15 protein-coding genes and 1 pseudogene are annotated in these 15,157 nt (G+C 63.2%); 8 read left to right on the top strand and 8 right to left on the bottom strand.

Annotated elements, in window-relative coordinates; genetic code table 11:
- The 4 genes and pseudogenes from IE00_RS16900 to IE00_RS20945 all read left to right on the top strand — a co-directional run.
- Positions 1 to 488, top strand: a 488-nt coding sequence (locus IE00_RS16900; protein ID WP_139291510.1) for an aminotransferase class I/II-fold pyridoxal phosphate-dependent enzyme, incomplete at its 5' end; no start/stop codon positions are given.
- A gap of 31 nt (positions 489 to 519) precedes the next feature.
- Positions 520 to 885: a DUF983 domain-containing protein gene (locus tag IE00_RS16905; RefSeq protein WP_072298372.1), complete on the top strand. Its 366-nt coding sequence runs from the start codon at positions 520 to 522 to the stop codon at positions 883 to 885.
- Positions 886 to 1,053: 168 nt separating this feature from the next.
- A pseudogene (locus IE00_RS20940) lies at positions 1,054 to 1,134 on the top strand (hypothetical protein); the annotation flags it as partial.
- A 508-nt stretch (positions 1,135 to 1,642) separates the two neighbouring features.
- Entirely contained in the window at positions 1,643 to 1,876 is a 234-nt protein-coding gene (locus IE00_RS20945) for an EamA family transporter (protein WP_371328454.1), read from the top strand.
- 203 nt (positions 1,877 to 2,079) lie between these two features.
- Here the strand turns inward: IE00_RS20945 and IE00_RS16915 are convergent, their stop codons facing one another.
- Positions 2,080 to 2,853 (bottom strand): IclR family transcriptional regulator C-terminal domain-containing protein, encoded by a 774-nt coding sequence (locus IE00_RS16915; protein ID WP_072298421.1) that lies wholly within the window; start codon positions 2,851 to 2,853, stop codon positions 2,080 to 2,082.
- Positions 2,854 to 2,960: 107 nt separating this feature from the next.
- Here IE00_RS16915 and IE00_RS16920 point away from each other — a divergent pair, with 107 nt between their 5' ends.
- Positions 2,961 to 3,695 (top strand): 3-oxoacid CoA-transferase subunit A, encoded by a 735-nt coding sequence (locus IE00_RS16920; RefSeq protein WP_072298373.1) that lies wholly within the window; start codon positions 2,961 to 2,963, stop codon positions 3,693 to 3,695.
- Positions 3,692 to 4,363, top strand: coding sequence for a CoA transferase subunit B (locus tag IE00_RS16925; protein WP_072298374.1), 672 nt, complete (start codon positions 3,692 to 3,694; stop codon positions 4,361 to 4,363). The genes IE00_RS16920 and IE00_RS16925 overlap by 4 nt, the downstream gene beginning before the upstream one ends.
- A 317-nt stretch (positions 4,364 to 4,680) precedes the next feature.
- Here IE00_RS16925 and IE00_RS16930 read toward each other — a convergent pair whose 3' ends face one another.
- The 4 genes from IE00_RS16930 to IE00_RS16945 are packed head-to-tail and all read right to left on the bottom strand — an operon-like array spanning position 4,681 to position 7,945.
- Positions 4,681 to 5,481 (bottom strand): SDR family NAD(P)-dependent oxidoreductase, encoded by an 801-nt coding sequence (locus IE00_RS16930; RefSeq protein WP_072298422.1) that lies wholly within the window; start codon positions 5,479 to 5,481, stop codon positions 4,681 to 4,683.
- Between the two features lie 20 nt (positions 5,482 to 5,501).
- A complete protein-coding gene (locus tag IE00_RS16935) occupies positions 5,502 to 6,071 on the bottom strand; it encodes a carboxymuconolactone decarboxylase family protein (RefSeq protein ID WP_072298375.1) in 570 nt (189 codons plus the stop codon).
- 34 nt (positions 6,072 to 6,105) lie between these two features.
- Positions 6,106 to 7,161 carry an AbrB family transcriptional regulator gene (locus tag IE00_RS16940; protein ID WP_072298376.1) on the bottom strand — a complete coding sequence of 352 codons (1,056 nt, stop codon included), beginning with the start codon at positions 7,159 to 7,161 and terminating at the stop codon, positions 6,106 to 6,108.
- Entirely contained in the window at positions 7,151 to 7,945 is a 795-nt protein-coding gene (locus IE00_RS16945) for an alpha/beta fold hydrolase (RefSeq protein WP_072298377.1), read from the bottom strand. Before IE00_RS16945 ends, IE00_RS16940 begins: the two co-directional genes overlap by 11 nt.
- Positions 7,946 to 8,182: 237 nt before the next feature.
- Between IE00_RS16945 and IE00_RS16950 the strand changes: the two genes are divergently transcribed.
- Complete coding sequence (locus tag IE00_RS16950) at positions 8,183 to 10,120, top strand: 3-hydroxyacyl-CoA dehydrogenase NAD-binding domain-containing protein (RefSeq protein WP_072298378.1); 1,938 nt, start codon at positions 8,183 to 8,185, stop codon at positions 10,118 to 10,120.
- Positions 10,121 to 10,126: 6 nt separating this feature from the next.
- On the opposite strand, the gene IE00_RS16955 is transcribed toward IE00_RS16950, so the two are convergent.
- Positions 10,127 to 11,275, bottom strand: coding sequence for an acyl-CoA dehydrogenase family protein (locus IE00_RS16955; RefSeq protein WP_072298379.1), 1,149 nt, complete (start codon positions 11,273 to 11,275; stop codon positions 10,127 to 10,129).
- A 65-nt stretch (positions 11,276 to 11,340) separates the two neighbouring features.
- On the opposite strand from IE00_RS16955, the gene IE00_RS16960 reads away from it, so the two are divergent.
- Positions 11,341 to 12,288 carry a LysR substrate-binding domain-containing protein gene (locus IE00_RS16960; RefSeq protein WP_205949704.1) on the top strand — a complete coding sequence of 316 codons (948 nt, stop codon included), beginning with the start codon at positions 11,341 to 11,343 and terminating at the stop codon, positions 12,286 to 12,288.
- Here the strand turns inward: IE00_RS16960 and IE00_RS16965 are convergent.
- Together IE00_RS16965 and pcaF are read right to left on the bottom strand one after the other, a co-directional pair.
- On the bottom strand, positions 12,266 to 13,630 hold the full coding sequence (locus tag IE00_RS16965; protein WP_072298381.1) for an MmgE/PrpD family protein: 1,365 nt from the start codon (positions 13,628 to 13,630) through the stop codon (positions 12,266 to 12,268). The genes IE00_RS16960 and IE00_RS16965 overlap by 23 nt on opposite strands.
- A 78-nt stretch (positions 13,631 to 13,708) precedes the next feature.
- The gene (pcaF, locus tag IE00_RS16970; RefSeq protein WP_072298382.1) at positions 13,709 to 14,908 is read right to left on the bottom strand and encodes a 3-oxoadipyl-CoA thiolase; all 1,200 of its coding nucleotides are present in this window, start codon (positions 14,906 to 14,908) and stop codon (positions 13,709 to 13,711) included.
- Positions 14,909 to 15,157 lie beyond the last annotated feature (249 nt).

Raw genomic sequence — 15,157 nt, forward strand, 5'->3', positions numbered from 1 at the left:
ATCTGGCTGCGGGCGCACTGGCCTCTGTCAGGCAGGTGAGGGCACATCCGGAACAGCGTTTCCGGCAAGCCACCAATGCAAGGGTCCTGCGATCCATGCTGAAGAACGCGGGACTTCCGGTTCTTGACACCCCAAGTCATATCCTGCCTGTCATCGTGGGCGACGCACATCTGTGCAGCCGGATCAGCGAACGCCTGCTGTCGGACCATGGCATCTATGTCCAGCCCATCAACTATCCGACCGTACCTCGCGGACAGGAGCGTTTGCGGATCACGCCCACGCCCTTTCACGCCCGGACCGACATGTACCGACTTGTCTCGGCACTGCTGCACGTCGGTTTTGAACTGGGATGGGACGCAACTCCCTCGGCACCGGCAAAGCAGACGGATCCCGCATGGGAAGAATGGCTGGACCGCCAGACCTGCCCGGAGGAGGATCTTTTCGCACCCAGGCAGCGTGGGCACCATCATCTTGTGGCAAACATCTGAAAGCCGCATTGCAAAAAGAAGGCATGTCGACATGGCTGAAGACCACAACGAGAAGAAGGCTGTCATCCGGGGCTTTTTCAACCGCTGCCCCAATTGCGGCGAGGGCCGGATCCTGCAGGGATATCTGGCGGTGATCCCCGAATGCGAATCCTGCGGGCTGGAGTTCAAGCGCTATCCGGCCGCTGACGGACCGGCATTTTTCACGATGACAATCATGCTTTTGCTGCTGATCCCTTTGCTGGGGTATACGTGGGTGGTCTTCCGGCCCAGCCCGCTCATGCTGCTGGCGATCGTTTCGGGGGCCACGGCACTGATCACCATGGTACTGCTGCGCTTCGTCAAAAGCGCCTTCATCGGCTATCTCTGGGCGCATAACGAGCAGGACCGCGGAGCCTGAGAAGGGAGTGTGGCAAGGCGGTTCCGAAGGTGATAGCGGGCGATCAGTCGCCCGATCGCCCGAAGGGTACATAACCGCCATCCCGACCGCCTGAGAGAGATATCGATCGTGAATACGGACAGCGCTCATCGCCTCAACATCCAAGGCGCCGCTTGGATGATCACCGCCATGGCCGCCTTCGCGGTCGAGGACGCCTTGGTCAAGGCCGTGTCGCATCATCTGCCGGTCGGGCAGATCCTGACCCTTTTCGGCATGGGCGGGGCCACGATCTTTGCGGCCATCGCCCATCGTCAGGGCGACGCATTGCTGACCCCCGACGTGTTGTCGACAGCCATGAAGATCCGGGTGCTGTTCGAGATCACGGGTCGTCTCTTCTACATTCTCGCGCTGGCACTGATCCCCTTGGCGACAGCGACCGTCATCCTGCAGGCCACGCCGCTGGTCGTGGTCGCATCGGCCGCCCTGATTTTCGGCGAGCGCGTCGGCTGGCGCCGTTGGACCGCCATTGGCATCGGCCTTGCCGGGGTGCTGATCATCCTGAGACCGGGGACGGAAGGTTTTTCGCCCCTGTCGATCCTGGCCGTGATCGGCATGTTTGGTTTTGCAGGGCGCGATCTGGCAAGCCGAGCTGCGCCGCGCAGTCTCAGCACCGCCATTCTGGGCCTTTACGGCTTTCTGGCCTTGGCGACGGCTGGCCTGATGTTCTCGCTCTGGCAGGGGCAGGCATTCCGTATCCCCGATGGCTGCCATCCTTTTAATGACGGGCGCGATCCTTGTGGGGCTCTGCGCCTATTCATCCCTGATGAAGGCGATGCGAACAGGCGACGTATCGGCCGTGACGCCCTTCCGCTATACGCGCCTGTTGTTTGGCGTCGCCTTTGGACTGATGTTTTTCGACGAAAAACTCACGACCAACATGCTGATTGGTTCAGCGTTGGTTGTGCTGTCGGGACTGTTCATCCTGTGGAGAGGCAAACAAAAGCGCGATTGAAAATAAGCTTTTGCCTAGGTTCACGAGCCATGCGGATGCGCAGGAAAAACCGGGGCATTGGAGCAGGCACTGCAGGATGCACCGACCCCATAGCGCGATTGCCCTTCATGATTTGGGTGGTCTAGGCAGCCTGTTGCCATGGTCGGGCTGGCAAGCGTCGGGCTTTGGCATCCTTCTTTTGGATTGGGGTTCAATTTTGTGGGTCAGTATCCTTGTATTGGCAGGCGAATTCGGCGCATTCCTTCCTGCACTTTTTGCAAGGGCTCCAGAAAGCGCGGCACGAGGTCCTGTGCCTCCACCTGGGCGGCCGATACGCCAATATTGATGGCCGCCACCGCCGGTCCCTGAGCGGAGAAAAGGGGTACTGCGATCGACCGCAGTCCAATCTCGACCTCTTGGTCAATGACGGCATAGCCATCACCACGCGCGGCCTTCACACGCGCCATGATCTCGGTCGGAGTGGTCAGGCTGAAGCGGGTGCGTGGCGTCAGATCGGCGCTTTCCACCAGGGCCTGCGCCTGATCGGACGGCAGGGCCGCCAGCAGCACCCGACCCATCGAGGTGCAATGTGCGGGCAGGCGCGATCCCGGCATCAGGTTGATAGACATGACTCGCCGCTGCGCCGCGCGTGCCAGATAGACGATCTCGGAACCATCGAGGATCGAGACCGATGTCGATTGCCCAACCTGTTCGGACAGCTGATCCAGCCAAGGCTGGACGATCTGCGGCAGCGGCATGGCCGACAAGGCCCCCATGCCAAGGCGCAGGACGCGCGCCGTCAGCGTGAAGAATTTGCCGTCGTAATCGGCGTATCCGGCCTCGTGCAGGGACAGCAGCAATCGGCGGGCGGTCGCGCGATCAAAGCCTGTCACCTTGGACATGTCGGTGATGGACATGCGCGGATGTTCGGGTGTGAACGCTTCGATTACGCACAATCCCTTGATAAGCGAAGCCACGATGTCGGACCTGTTTGCCATGCGAACGAGTTTGATCGCAATGCGAACAAAGATCAAGATGCGAACGATTGCAGTATGCCCCCTGGCGGCATCGGCCTAAATCCAAAGGACAGAATACAGGAGGAGACATGGACAAGCGGATTTCCACGCCGGCTGATGCCGTCGCCGGAATTCAGAACGGGGCAACGGTGATGATCGGCGGCTTTGGCGGATCGGGTGCGCCGATCGAGCTGATGCATGCCCTGATCGACCGATATCTGGCCACGGGCAGCCCCGCGCGGCTGACGATCATCAACAACAACGCGGGCAACGGCCATGTCGGCATCGCCGCCATGATCGAACAGGGGATGGTCGCGAAAATGATCTGTTCATTCCCGCGCTCGGCCGATCCGCGCGTCTTCACTGAGCGTTACCTGTCGGGCCAAATCGCGCTGGACCTGGTGCCGCAGGGCACCTTGGCCGAGCGGATCCGCGCCGGCGGTGCCGGCATCCCGGCCTTCTACACGCCGACGGGTTTTGGCACCGATCTGGCCCAAGGTAAGCCCGTCGCCGAATTCGACGGCCAGTCCTATATCCAGGAACGCTGGCTGAAGGCGGATGTGGCGCTGATCAAGGCCGAGACGGGCGACCCTTTGGGCAACCTGACCTATCGCATGGCCGCGCGCAACTTTGCGCCGCTGATGGCGATGGCGGCCACGCGCACCATTGCCCAGGTCAGTCATCTGATCGAGCCGGGCGGGATTGAACCGGAAACTGTCGTGACGCCCGGCATCTTCGTCGATGCCGTCGTGCATGTTCCGAACCCCGCCCAGGAAGAGGACCTGAACCGTTTAAAAGCGCATTATCCCGAGGTGACAGCATGATCCAGAAGTTGACCAATGCCCAGATCGCCTGGCGCGCCGCGCAGGATATCGAGGACGGCGCCTATGTGAACCTTGGGATCGGTTTTCCCGAAATGGTCGCCCGCTTCCAGCCTGAAGGGCGGCAAGCGATCTTCCATACGGAAAACGGCATCCTGGGTTTCGGCGAAGCGCCGCCCCCGGGGCAGGAGGATTGGGATCTGATCAACGCGGGCAAAAAGGCCGTGACCATTCGGCCCGGCACCGCCTTTTTCCACCACGCCGACAGCTTTGCCATGGTTCGCGGCGGTCATCTGGATGTGGCGATCCTTGGCGCCTATCAGGTGGCGCAGACCGGGGATCTGGCAAATTGGTCGACCGGTCCCAAGGGCGTGCCTGCGGTGGGCGGCGCTATGGATCTGGTCCATGGCGCTAAGCGTGTCGCCGTCATCACCGATCATGTCACCAAGGACGGAAAGCCGAAACTGGTCGACCGCTGCACCCTGCCACTCACCGGCGTCGGCTGCGTGACGCGGGTCTATACCTCGCTTGCCGTCATCGACATCGAGGACGGCCGTTTCGTGCTGCGCGAAAAGTTGGCGGGCCTCAGCCTCGACGAACTACAGGAGCTGACCGGCGCCCCCCTCCATCTGGACGGTGCACCCGCCGATCTAACTGTGCCCGAGGTGTGAGATGATTGAGACAGCCAATGATGGTGTCACGCCGGATTACATTCCGGGGTGACATGCCCGCGAGGGCCCGAATGATGGCACTATGGCGTTCCTCTGAGCATCTAGGCGGTGAGAACAACCACGAGACATCTGGCCTTTGAGGGGCTGACATTTGCCTGCTTCACCAAGTTCTTCGTGACCGTCCGGAGGGGCAAGTATCAAACAAGGCATCCGACGGCCATAAAGCGTCCGAGCCTACCTGCTTGCGTTGAGAAAATCTGCCGATCCTTGTGTTTCACGGACATAGGATCGGCAGAAAATTCATATGCTGATGTCGTTTAGTCGCAGCGCACGCTCATGCCGCCATCGACCACGATTTCGGTTCCGGTGACGAAGCGCGCTTCATCCGAGGCGAGAAACAAGGCTGCATTCGCCGTATCGCGCCCATCGCCCATCCAGCCCATGGGAATGCGTTTGAGGCGCGACTGCAAAAGCGCATCGACGTCGCCTCCGGCGCGTTGGCCGGCCAGCCGCGTCTCGACCATCGGCGTGTGCAACTGTCCCGGCACGACCGTGTTCACCCGCACGCCCCTTGCCGCGAACTCGACCGCCGTGACGCGCGAGAATTGGATGATCGCTGCCTTGGCCGAGGCATAGGCCACCTGTGGCGCCCCGGTATAGCGCAGTCCCGAAGTCGAGGATGTGTTCACGATCGCGCCCGACTCCTGCTGGACCATGTGAGGCAGCACGGCCTTGCAGGTCAGGAACACCGATTTCAGGTTGAAATCCAGCTGTTTGTGCCAAGTGGCATCATCCAGTTCGGTGGCGCCGCCCTTGGCCGATCCGCCGACATTGTTGACAAGGATATCGACCCTGCCGAAGCGCGCGATGCAGGCCTCCACCATGGCGGTGACTGCATCGAAGTCAGTCACATCGCACAGGTAGGGCTCGATCTCGCCGCCCGCCTCGCGGGTGCGGGCGATGGTCTCCTCCATCGTGTCTGATTTCAGGTCGACGGCAAAGATCTTCGCCCCTTCCTCGGCAAAGCGCACGCAGGTCGCGCGTCCGTTGCCCCAGCCCGGCCCGACGCATCCCGCACCGGTGACGATTGCGACCTTGCCTTCCAGACGTCCTGTCATGTCCATTCCTCCTGTGATGTTCACGCGTCGGCCAATTCGGCCGGATGCCCACCCATCGGCGGGATGCGGAATATGTTGATCGTCAATGAAATCAATGTGTAATACCCTAAAATCCCGACCAGATCGACCATGCGCTCTTCGCCCAGAACCTGGATCCCGCGGGCATAGAGGTCGTCGTCGACATCGCGCGTCTCATGGGCGGCGCGGGCGATGTCATGGACGACTTGCTGTTCGGCGTTGGGAAACTCGGGAGGCAGGTTCAGACGGATCGCTTCGATCACGTCAGGCAACAGACCCGCATTCAGGGCATGATCCTTGTGAATCTGCCATTCGTATTCCGATCCGAAGACACGACCGGTGACCAGGATCGCGAGTTCGGACAGGGTCTGGTCGAGCGCGCTGTCATAACGGCAATAGCGCCCCAGATCCTGCGCCCGCGCGGCAAGGTCAGGGCGGTGCAGCCAGACGGCCAACGGGCCGCGTACGCCCCCCCGGGGGCCGCTGGCGATGGCGTCGTGAATTTCCTGCTGACGGGCGGAATATGCGGCGGGGTCGGGCGCGCCGAGGCGCTGTTCGGGCCATTCGGTCATCGTTGAACCTTTTTTCTTTGGTTTCGGGCAAGGCTCAGGTGCGGCTGCCACGCCCCTCTAGGCGGTGCATCCAGCGTCCGAGCGTGGGAATGAAGGGTACAATCAGAAAGATGCGAACCAGATGGAAGGCGGTGATCAGAGCGACGTCCAGATCCATGAACTTGGCCGTCAGGGCCATTTCAGTGACGCCGCCGGGTGCCGCACCCAGAACCATGTCTTCCCAGTGCAGGTTCAGAAGCTGCGAGGCGATCAGCCCGCAGGCTGTGCTGAGCATGACGAAAAGCAGCGTGGATACCGCGATGGCACCCACCGTCCGCCCCGCCGACACGAAGAGCGAACGGCGGAAGGTCGAGCCCAGCCAGGTGCCGAGCAGGATCTGTGCCATCGACAGGATCACGGCGGGGAAGGGGGCCGGGGTCACGCCAGCCGCAGTCATCCCGGCTGATGCGGCCAAGGCCCCCAGAAAAAACGGGTTCGAGATCCGCAACGCCCGGAAAGCCATGGCAACCCCGACCGCGGCACCGAACAGGATGAGGGTGCGCAGCGGCTCGAACGGGCCCGTGGCCAGGGGAGCACTGCGATCTGGCCAGCCGTCGATCGCGTAGATAGCGATCGGTACCAACACCACGATCGACGCGATGCGCAGGGTCTGGGCGAAGATGACAGGACCGGCGGGCAGCGCCAGCCGTTCGGCGATGACCGAAGCCTCGACAGGGCTTGTCGGGATGGTGGACAGGAAGGCGGGCACCAGTGCCATTCCGGATATGCGCGACAGTACCCACGCGGTCAGGCACGCGCAAAATGCGGTCGCCACAGCCATGCCGATCAGCAAGGGGGACAGTTCCAGCAACTTGCCGAAGGCCTCGGGAGAAAAAAACAGTCCCACCTGCGCGGCAACGATGATCTGCCCGACGGGTCGGGTCTTGACCGGTATGACATAGGTGGAAAGCCCTGCGACATAGATCGCTGCCGTCGCGATCAGCGGGCCGATCATCCAAGGCAGCGGGGCGCCGATGGACCACATGATCCAGCCACCAACTGCGGCCGCAAGATAGATCAGCGGCAGGATCGCGGGGTGGTCACTGCGCATGCGCCGCCTCGGCAATCCAATGGGCGAAAAAGGATGACAGGGCGCTGTCGAAGGCCTCGGGCTGTTCGATATTGATGGAATGGCCGCCGTCCAGATCGACGATCCGCAGCCCGGACAATGCGTCGCGCGCGGCGTCCCGGTTCGGCTGGAAGGCCCGCTCGCGCTGCCCATTGACCAGGAGCGTTGGCACCGCCGTTTCGGGTAGACGGTCGATGACCGACAGATGCGGGGTGCCATGCGTCATCAGGCGGATCAGACCGGCGATATTGCAATGGTCGGCATCCTCAGCCAGCAATTGTCGAATGTCAGGTGGAAAGCGCCTTGCATGGGCCGGGTGGAAGGCGAAGCGGCGCAGGGCCGCCGCGCCATTCAGAGCCAGATCGTCGATCCGCGCCTGATGTGCGGCCATCCGCTCGGGCGTCCAAGCGGGACGAAGGGCAGCGTTGGCATTGGTGAAGGCCTGCGCGATGACCCGGTCGGGGTAATCAATGGCATAGCGCAGGGTCAAGCCCGCACCGAAGCTCTGCCCGCAAATGAACCAGCGGTTGATGCCCAGCTTCTGTCGCAGAAGCTCCAGCGATGCGACCATCGCGTCGGGCGTATAGGCGGTGTCCTCGGTCGGGGCCGGGCTGAGTCCATGTGCTGGCAGATCGACCCGGATCAGCCGAAAGTCCCGCGATAATGCCGCATTCGGTCGCCAATGGTTCCTGCTGGATAAAAAACCGTGCACCAACAGCAAAGGCGGACGCCCCGCGGGCTCCGCCTCAAAATGAAGGTCCGTCATAAGCCTCTCCCTTGCGGGTCAGGTTGTGCTTGCCCGGCGCCGCGCACAACTGCCTTTAGGCATGGCTGGCCCTGACCTTTGGTTATGTTACAGCCGCGCCACGCTTTTCTATACCGGCATGGATTTCTTGCCCGCGTGGGCAAGGACGGCCTGCGCATACGCGAAACGGCGACACCGCGGACGGAATATGGCCCCGCTGTGGCGCCGATCGGGCCGACATACTTTTCCGGAGGACCCATGCCACCTGTCACGCTGACTATCCGCGACCAGATCGCCCATGTCGTCATCGACAATCCGCCTGTCAACGCGTTGAACCAAGGCGTCCGACAGGGCCTGTCCGAGGCAGCCGTCACGGTCGCGGCCACCAAGGGATTGAAGGGCGTTGTCCTGTCCTGCGCGGGGCGGACCTTCGTCGCGGGGGCCGACATCAAGGAGCTGGGCAATCCGCTGGAACCTTTTCTGCCGGATGTGCTGGCGGCGATTTCTGAATCGCCCGTCCCTTGGGTGGCGGCGCTGAAGGGCAATGTCCTCGGCGGCGGGCTTGAGCTGGCGATGGCCTGTCATCTGCGTGTTGCAGAACCTGCCACGAAGATGGGGCTGCCCGAAGTGACACTTGGGATCCTGCCTGGTTCGGGGGGTACGGTCCGTCTTCCGCGTCTTGTGTCGATGGATCTGGCCATCGACATGGTCACCGGCGGCAAGCCGATCCCCGCCGCCAAGGCACAAGATGCTGGCCTGAGCGATGCGATCTGCGAGGATGACCTCCTGCCTGCCGCCGAGGCGATGCTGGCCGAGGCGACCCTTGGCACGCCGCTTCTGGAGCGCCCGGTAAAGGATGCCGAGGCCATCGACTGGTCCGCGCGCGAACAGGCGATCGCTCGCAAGAGCCGTGGTGCGGTCGCCCCGCTTGAGGCGCTTGCATCGCTGCGGGACGCCACCCGCCTGTCCCCTGCCGAAGCAATGACCGCCGAACGCGAACGCTTTCTGCGCCTGTCGGTCAGCGACGAGGCAAAGGCACTGCGCCACGTCTTTTTTGCCGAACGCGAGGCGGGTCGCAGCCTGCGCGAAGGGGATGGCGTGCCGGTCGATCTGAACCGCGTGGGTGTGATTGGCGGCGGCACGATGGGTGCGGGGATTGCAACCGCCCTCTTGCTGGCCGGATCGCGGGTCGTTCTGATCGAACGTGACACCGAAGCCGCCACCCGCGCCGCCGAACGTGTGGGCGAAACCCTTGGTGCCAGCGTGAAGCGCGGCGCGATCTCTGAAGACAAGCGGAAGGCCGCGCTCGACGCGCTGTCCACCGGCAGCGACTATGCTTTGTTGAAGCCATGCCCGCTGGTGATCGAGGCAGTATTCGAAGATATGGGCGTCAAGCGCGAGGTCTTTGATCGTCTGGATGCCGTCATGCCTACCGATGCAATTCTTGCGACCAACACTTCGTATCTGAATGTCGATGCCTTGGCCGAAACAACCGCCGATCCGGGCCGCGTGCTGGGACTGCATTTCTTCTCTCCTGCGCATGTGATGAAGCTGCTCGAAGTGGTGCGGGGAAAAGCGACGAGCGCCCGCGCGATGGCGACCGCCGGCGCGCTGGCCAAGCACCTTCGCAAGATCGCGGTGGTGTCCGGCGTCTGCGACGGCTTCATCGGCAACCGCATCATGAATGCCTATCGCCGCGATTGCGAATTCATGCTGGAGGAGGGGGCATTGCCCCATCAGATCGATGCCGCAATGGAGGCCTTCGGCTTTGCGATGGGCATCTATAAGGTCCAGGATATGAGCGGGCTGGACATTGCGTGGGCGCAGCGCAAGGCACGCGCCGCAACCCGCCCGGCGGATGAACGCTATGCCCATATCGCCGACCGACTGTGCGAAGCGGGCCGTCTTGGTCGCAAGGCGGGGCAGGGATGGTACGACTATGCCTCGGGCAAGCCCGAGATCGACCCAGAGGTGACCCGCATCATCGAGGAGGAAAGCGCCAAGGCAGACCGCAAGCGCCGCGACTTTGCCCAATCCGAGATCATGGACCGCATCCTGTCAATCATTCAGGCCGAAGGGCAGGCTATTCTGAACGAGGGAATCGCCGAAAGCGCCGATGACATCGACGTCGTCATGGTCGCGGGCTATGGCTTTCCGCGTCACAAGGGCGGGCCGATGTGGCTGGCCCACCCCTGATATCGCTTATTTCGGGCGCTGCGAGAAGCTGCGCCCGAAGACATCCTCGGCCACGCGGTTCTTCAGGATCTCGATTGATCCGCCCGCGATCATCCAGCCCCGCGTGCGCCGCAAGCAATACTGCACGGTGCTTTCCTCGCTGAAGCCCAGACCGCCCATCACTTGCAGCGCCTCGTTGGCGGCGAAGAACCCTGCTTCGTTGCAGGCCAGCTTAGCCAGCGTCGTTTCCGAGGCCTTGGGCAACCCGGTCCCCGCATTCGCCGCCGCCCGCATCAGCAGCAGCTGCGCCGCCTCAAGCCGCATCGACATATCCGCAAATTTCCACTGGATGCCTTGGAATTCGCACAGGGGACGTCCGAACTGCTTGCGTTCCAGCGCGTGATCGCGGGCGGTGTTGAAGGCATGGCGCCCCACGGCAACGGCGCGGGCGGCATTGCCCAAGCGTTCGACATTAAAACCCGAAATCTGTTTGCGGAAGCCGCCCGGGCCAAGCAGCACATCCTCGGGGTCGACATAGACATTGTCGAAATAAAGTTGCGCCCATTCCTCACCGTTCATGAAGGCCGAGGGCTGACCGACTGTCAGTCCCGGTGCATCCTTGGCGATCAGGACCGAACCGATGCCGTCCAGCCCCGGCCCGAAACGGACATAGACCAGAAAGACCGATGCTTCGGCGCTGTGAGTGCCGAAGATCTTGGTCCCATTGATACGGAACCCGTCGCCGTCCGGCGTGGCCGATGTCTGCAGGTCGGTCACCGCAGATCCTGCCTCGGGCTCGGTCATGCCAAGCGAAATGACCGCCTCTCCGCGCAGGATGGGGCCGAGATACCGCTCCTTCAGCGCGGGCGTCGCGAATTGCGCGAATGTGCGGACGGGGCCGAAGTTACCGGCCTGGATCGCGTCGGCGCTGCGTGGGCAGGCTTCGGCCACCGCCTGGATCGCGATGATCGAATCCAGCAATGTGCCCCCCATTCCGCCGTCCTCCTCGGGCAGGGCAATACCCATCAGCCCCATCTGCGCCATTTGCCTTGCCACATCCCACGGGTATTCGTGGCTGCGGGCGCGTTCTGCTGCACCGGGGGCCAGTTCGGTGCGGGCAAAACGCTGGACGCTGTCTTGGAACATACGTTGTTCCTCGGTCGGTTCGAAATTCATCGGCTTGTCCTTTGTCGGTGCTTTTGCCACAGTTTAAGCTTGGCAAACTGTGGGAAAACTGCCCAATGGCTGTAGATGACGAAGAAAAGGTTATGGGTGGCCGCCGCCTGAACCTCCCGCTGAATCCGATGCGCGCCTTTTCGGTGGCCGCAAGGCACAAGACCTTCACCGCTGCCGCGCAGGAGATGGGGATCAGCCAGGTCGCCATCAGCCGCCAGATCGCGATCCTCGAGGATTACCTGAATGTCCAACTGTTCGAGCGTGGATCGCGTTCGGCTCGGCTGACCGAAGTGGGGCGTGCCTACGGGGCCGAGATATCCGCCATCTTCGAGGATCTGGAGCGCAGCACCCACCGCATGTTGCGCCACGAGACCGAGCGGACCATCCATCTGCGTCTTTACCCCAGTGTGGCGCATTTCTGGCTGCTGCCGCGCCTGCCCGATTTCTATGCCCGCCATCCGGGGCTGCGGGTGCGCATGGACACGACGGTCGCGCCGCTGGACTTCCGTGGCACCCATCTGGATGCGGCGATCCAGCTTGGCGGTGGCCCTTGGCGCGAGGCGCGCAGCCGCCACCTGTTCGATGAAGAGATCGATGTGGTCTGCAGCCCTGCGCAGCTTCAGCGCAGGCCCGTATCGGGGCCTGCCGATCTTGCGGGGGCCGATCTGCTTCATTCGCGTTATCGCCGCCGGGCTTGGCAGGATTGGGCCGAGGCGAACAATGTCGATCTGCCTCATCGCGAGGGGGTTGAATTCGACAGCTCTCTGCTGACCTACAGCGCGGCGCAGCAAGGCCTTGGATTTGCCATAGGCCAGCTGCGCCTGCTTGAGGTGGAGCTCAGCGCCGGCCGGCTGTTCCGGCCGCTGCTGAGGCCCGTGCCGACGGGCGCGTCCTTCCATGTCGTTTGGCCGACGACCTTGTCCGTGGCACCCAAGACCCGCTCCTTCATCGACTGGCTGCTGGATCAGGTCGGCCATCCGCCTGAATTCGTCACGCCGCGAAGATCTGCCTGATCCGGCTTCCGGCATCGGCGCTGGCCGGAAGGGTCCAGACGGCCTCGTCCCATGCCTCGGCGCGGTTACCTGCCAGACCGCGGAACTTGTCGCGTAACGCGGTGTCCGACAGCGGCATCTCGCGGCTGCCCGATGCCTCCAGTCGCGTCTCCTCTAACTGATTGTGCGGCGTGACAATACGCACCCGCGCCGGGCGGTGGCTTGGGTAAAGCTTGTCGATATCGGGCGGAGCGGCGACATGCAGGCGGTCCGCGATCGGCCCCGCCCATGCGCCACGCATGGCATCATCAAACATCGACAGATCGGCGCGCCCGTACCTGACCGCCAGCGCCATGACATAGGGCAGGCTGAGCTGAGCCGAGGCGAAATCGTTCCACCCGACCAGTGCGTGCCGGGCGGCGATCGCATAAGTGTCGATCTCAATGCGCAGGATATCGACCTCCGGGATCTCGTGCTTCTGCACTAGGTGGACCAGAGCCTCGAAGGCGGGTTGCAGATGGCGGCAGCAGGCATGCGGCTTGATGTAGCAATCCTCGATGCGGAAAGAGCCTGAGGGTGGCAGATCAAGGTCTAGGGGCTGTCCAACGGGCCGGTCCGCGAAGGCCCAGGCAAAACCGCTGTCCCGACCGATGATGCCGGTCGGCGCGCTGATCCCTTCGGCGGCGCACAGGGCCGCCATCAGACCCGCCCGCGCGGCCTGTCCGCCGTGCAGTCGCTTGACGTCGCCCCCGCCGCCCAGAAATGCGAAAAGGCCACCCGCCCCCGAGGCGGCTATCCCCAAGGCATCGGACATCTGCCGCCGATCAAGATCCAGCAACAGACCAACAGCGACCGCCGCACCCATTGGACCCGCAACCGAAGTAGGATGAAAGCTGCGCTGCCGCGTCCCCGGATGCATGGCACCTGCCAGCGCACAGACGGTTTCATAGCCCGCGACGACGGCGCGGATCAGAGCCTCGCCCGAGGCTTGGGTCGTCTGCGCCGCCGCAAGCACAGCAGGCACGACCGCGACACCGGGATGGACGGTGCCCTGACGATAACCGTCATCCAACTCGATCCCGTGGGCGGCGGTGCCGGTCAACAGTGCGAAGGCATCAGGCGGCAGGCGCAGATCAGTGCCGGGCAGGGGCAGCCCGCTTGGCAAGGTCGAAGGCTGCAGGACCCGTAGCAGCGCCTGCGAAACGTCTTGGCTCATGCCTCCGGCAATCGCGCCGATGGTGTCATACATGTGCCGTCGCGCGGCATGGCGCGTCGCCGGGGCCAAGTCGGCAGTACGGATGGCTTCGGCCATATCCAGAAGGGCGTCAGTGGCCGGATCGGGGCTAGTCGTGCTGTCTTTCATGTCATCCTCCGCCCGCAACATTGGTCGGGCGGAGGATGTGCAGCAAGCAAGCGTCAGGCAGAGCAGCCTGATCTGAGATCAGGCTTGGACGCCCTCCAGCGCGATGGCGATGCCTTGGCCGACGCCGATGCACATCGTCGCCAACGCTTTTTCGCCTGGCTTCAGCTCCAGCGCGGCGGTGCCAGTGATGCGGGCGCCCGACATGCCGAGCGGATGACCGAGCGCGATGGCACCGCCATTGGGGTTTACGCGCGCGTCGTCATCGGCCACGCCCAGATCGCGCAGGGTGGCGATGCCTTGGGCGGCAAAGGCTTCGTTTAGCTCGATCACGGCAAAATCGTCGATGGTAAGCCCAAGCCGCTTCATCAGCTTCTTGGAAGCCGGGGCAGGGCCGAAACCCATGATGCGCGGCGCGACGCCCGCCGTCGCCCCGCCCAGAACCTTGGCGATGGGCCGCAGCCCGTGCTGCCTGGCCGCATCGGCGGTCGCAAGGATCAGCGCGGCCGCCCCGTCATTGACGCCCGAGGCGTTGCCCGCCGTCACTGAACCCTCGGGGAAAAGCGGGCGCAGTTTGGCCAGCGCTTCGGCCGACGTCTTGCGCGGGTGTTCGTCACGGTCCACGCGCACCGGATCGCCCTTGCGCTGCGGCACAAGAACCGGCGTGATCTCACGCGCAAGACGGCCGTCTTCCTGCGCAGCGGCGGCCTTCTGCTGGCTGGAGAGGGCCATTGTATCTTGCGCCTCGCGCGAGACGCCGAAATCATCGGCGACGTTCTGGCCTGTCTGGGGCATGGAGTCAGTGCCGTAGGTCTTGTGCATCTGCGGGTTCACGAAGCGCCAACCGATGGTCGTGTCATGGATCTCCGCCGCACGGCTGAAAGCGGTCTCGGCCTTGGGCATGACCAGCGGCGCGCGCGACATGGATTCCACCCCGCCCGCGACGATCAGATCCGCCTCACCAGCGGCGATGGCACGAAAGGCGGTAATGACGGCATCCATCCCCGATCCGCACAGCCGGTTGATCGTGGTGCCAGGCACCGTCTCGGGCAGACCCGCCAGCAGCGAAGACATGCGCGCGACATTGCGATTATCCTCACCCGCTTGGTTTGCACAACCAAAGATCACCTCGTCGATGGCGGCGGGGTCGAGGTCCGGATTACGCTCCAGCAAAGCCCGCAGCGGCACGGCCCCCAGATCGTCGGGTCGCACAGCGGACAGGGCGCCGCCATAGCGGCCAATAGGGGTGCGGATGTAATCGCAGATGAAGACGTCGGTCATGGTTTCTCCTCCAGGCGTGGTATTCTGCAGATAGACAGCACGCCGATAGCGCGACAAAGACCAAGTTTGGCCTGATCATTTGTGTCGTCTTGACCCGCCAAGGGATGTCCTGACCCCGCAACTGGGCCATTTCAAGGCTGAATCCCCCAATGTTTATGCTTGCCAAACTTATAATCAGGTTAATTCCAGAGCCTGAACCCTCAGTTTGGCCGGAAGCCGCATCCTGGAGGGGAATCGCGGTCCAAGGGA

Source organism: Paracoccus sp. SM22M-07 (assembly GCF_001887735.1).
GTDB lineage: Bacteria > Pseudomonadota > Alphaproteobacteria > Rhodobacterales > Rhodobacteraceae > Paracoccus.

Bases quoted from the DNA above. Each gene is read 5' to 3' on its own strand.
- IE00_RS16905 (WP_072298372.1), top strand. From the start codon at position 520: ATGGCTGAAGACCACAACGAGAAGAAGGCTGTCATCCGGGGCTTTTTC.
- IE00_RS20945 (WP_371328454.1), top strand. From the start codon at position 1,643: ATGACGGGCGCGATCCTTGTGGGGCTCTGCGCCTATTCATCCCTGATG.
- IE00_RS16915 (WP_072298421.1), bottom strand. From the start codon at position 2,853: ATGGCAAACAGGTCCGACATCGTGGCTTCGCTTATCAAGGGATTGTGC.
- IE00_RS16920 (WP_072298373.1), top strand. From the start codon at position 2,961: ATGGACAAGCGGATTTCCACGCCGGCTGATGCCGTCGCCGGAATTCAG.
- IE00_RS16925 (WP_072298374.1), top strand. From the start codon at position 3,692: ATGATCCAGAAGTTGACCAATGCCCAGATCGCCTGGCGCGCCGCGCAG.
- IE00_RS16930 (WP_072298422.1), bottom strand. From the start codon at position 5,481: ATGACAGGACGTCTGGAAGGCAAGGTCGCAATCGTCACCGGTGCGGGA.
- IE00_RS16935 (WP_072298375.1), bottom strand. From the start codon at position 6,071: ATGACCGAATGGCCCGAACAGCGCCTCGGCGCGCCCGACCCCGCCGCA.
- IE00_RS16940 (WP_072298376.1), bottom strand. From the start codon at position 7,161: ATGCGCAGTGACCACCCCGCGATCCTGCCGCTGATCTATCTTGCGGCC.
- IE00_RS16945 (WP_072298377.1), bottom strand. From the start codon at position 7,945: ATGACGGACCTTCATTTTGAGGCGGAGCCCGCGGGGCGTCCGCCTTTG.
- IE00_RS16950 (WP_072298378.1), top strand. From the start codon at position 8,183: ATGCCACCTGTCACGCTGACTATCCGCGACCAGATCGCCCATGTCGTC.
- IE00_RS16955 (WP_072298379.1), bottom strand. From the start codon at position 11,275: ATGAATTTCGAACCGACCGAGGAACAACGTATGTTCCAAGACAGCGTC.
- IE00_RS16960 (WP_205949704.1), top strand. From the start codon at position 11,341: ATGGCTGTAGATGACGAAGAAAAGGTTATGGGTGGCCGCCGCCTGAAC.
- IE00_RS16965 (WP_072298381.1), bottom strand. From the start codon at position 13,630: ATGAAAGACAGCACGACTAGCCCCGATCCGGCCACTGACGCCCTTCTG.
- pcaF (WP_072298382.1), bottom strand. From the start codon at position 14,908: ATGACCGACGTCTTCATCTGCGATTACATCCGCACCCCTATTGGCCGC.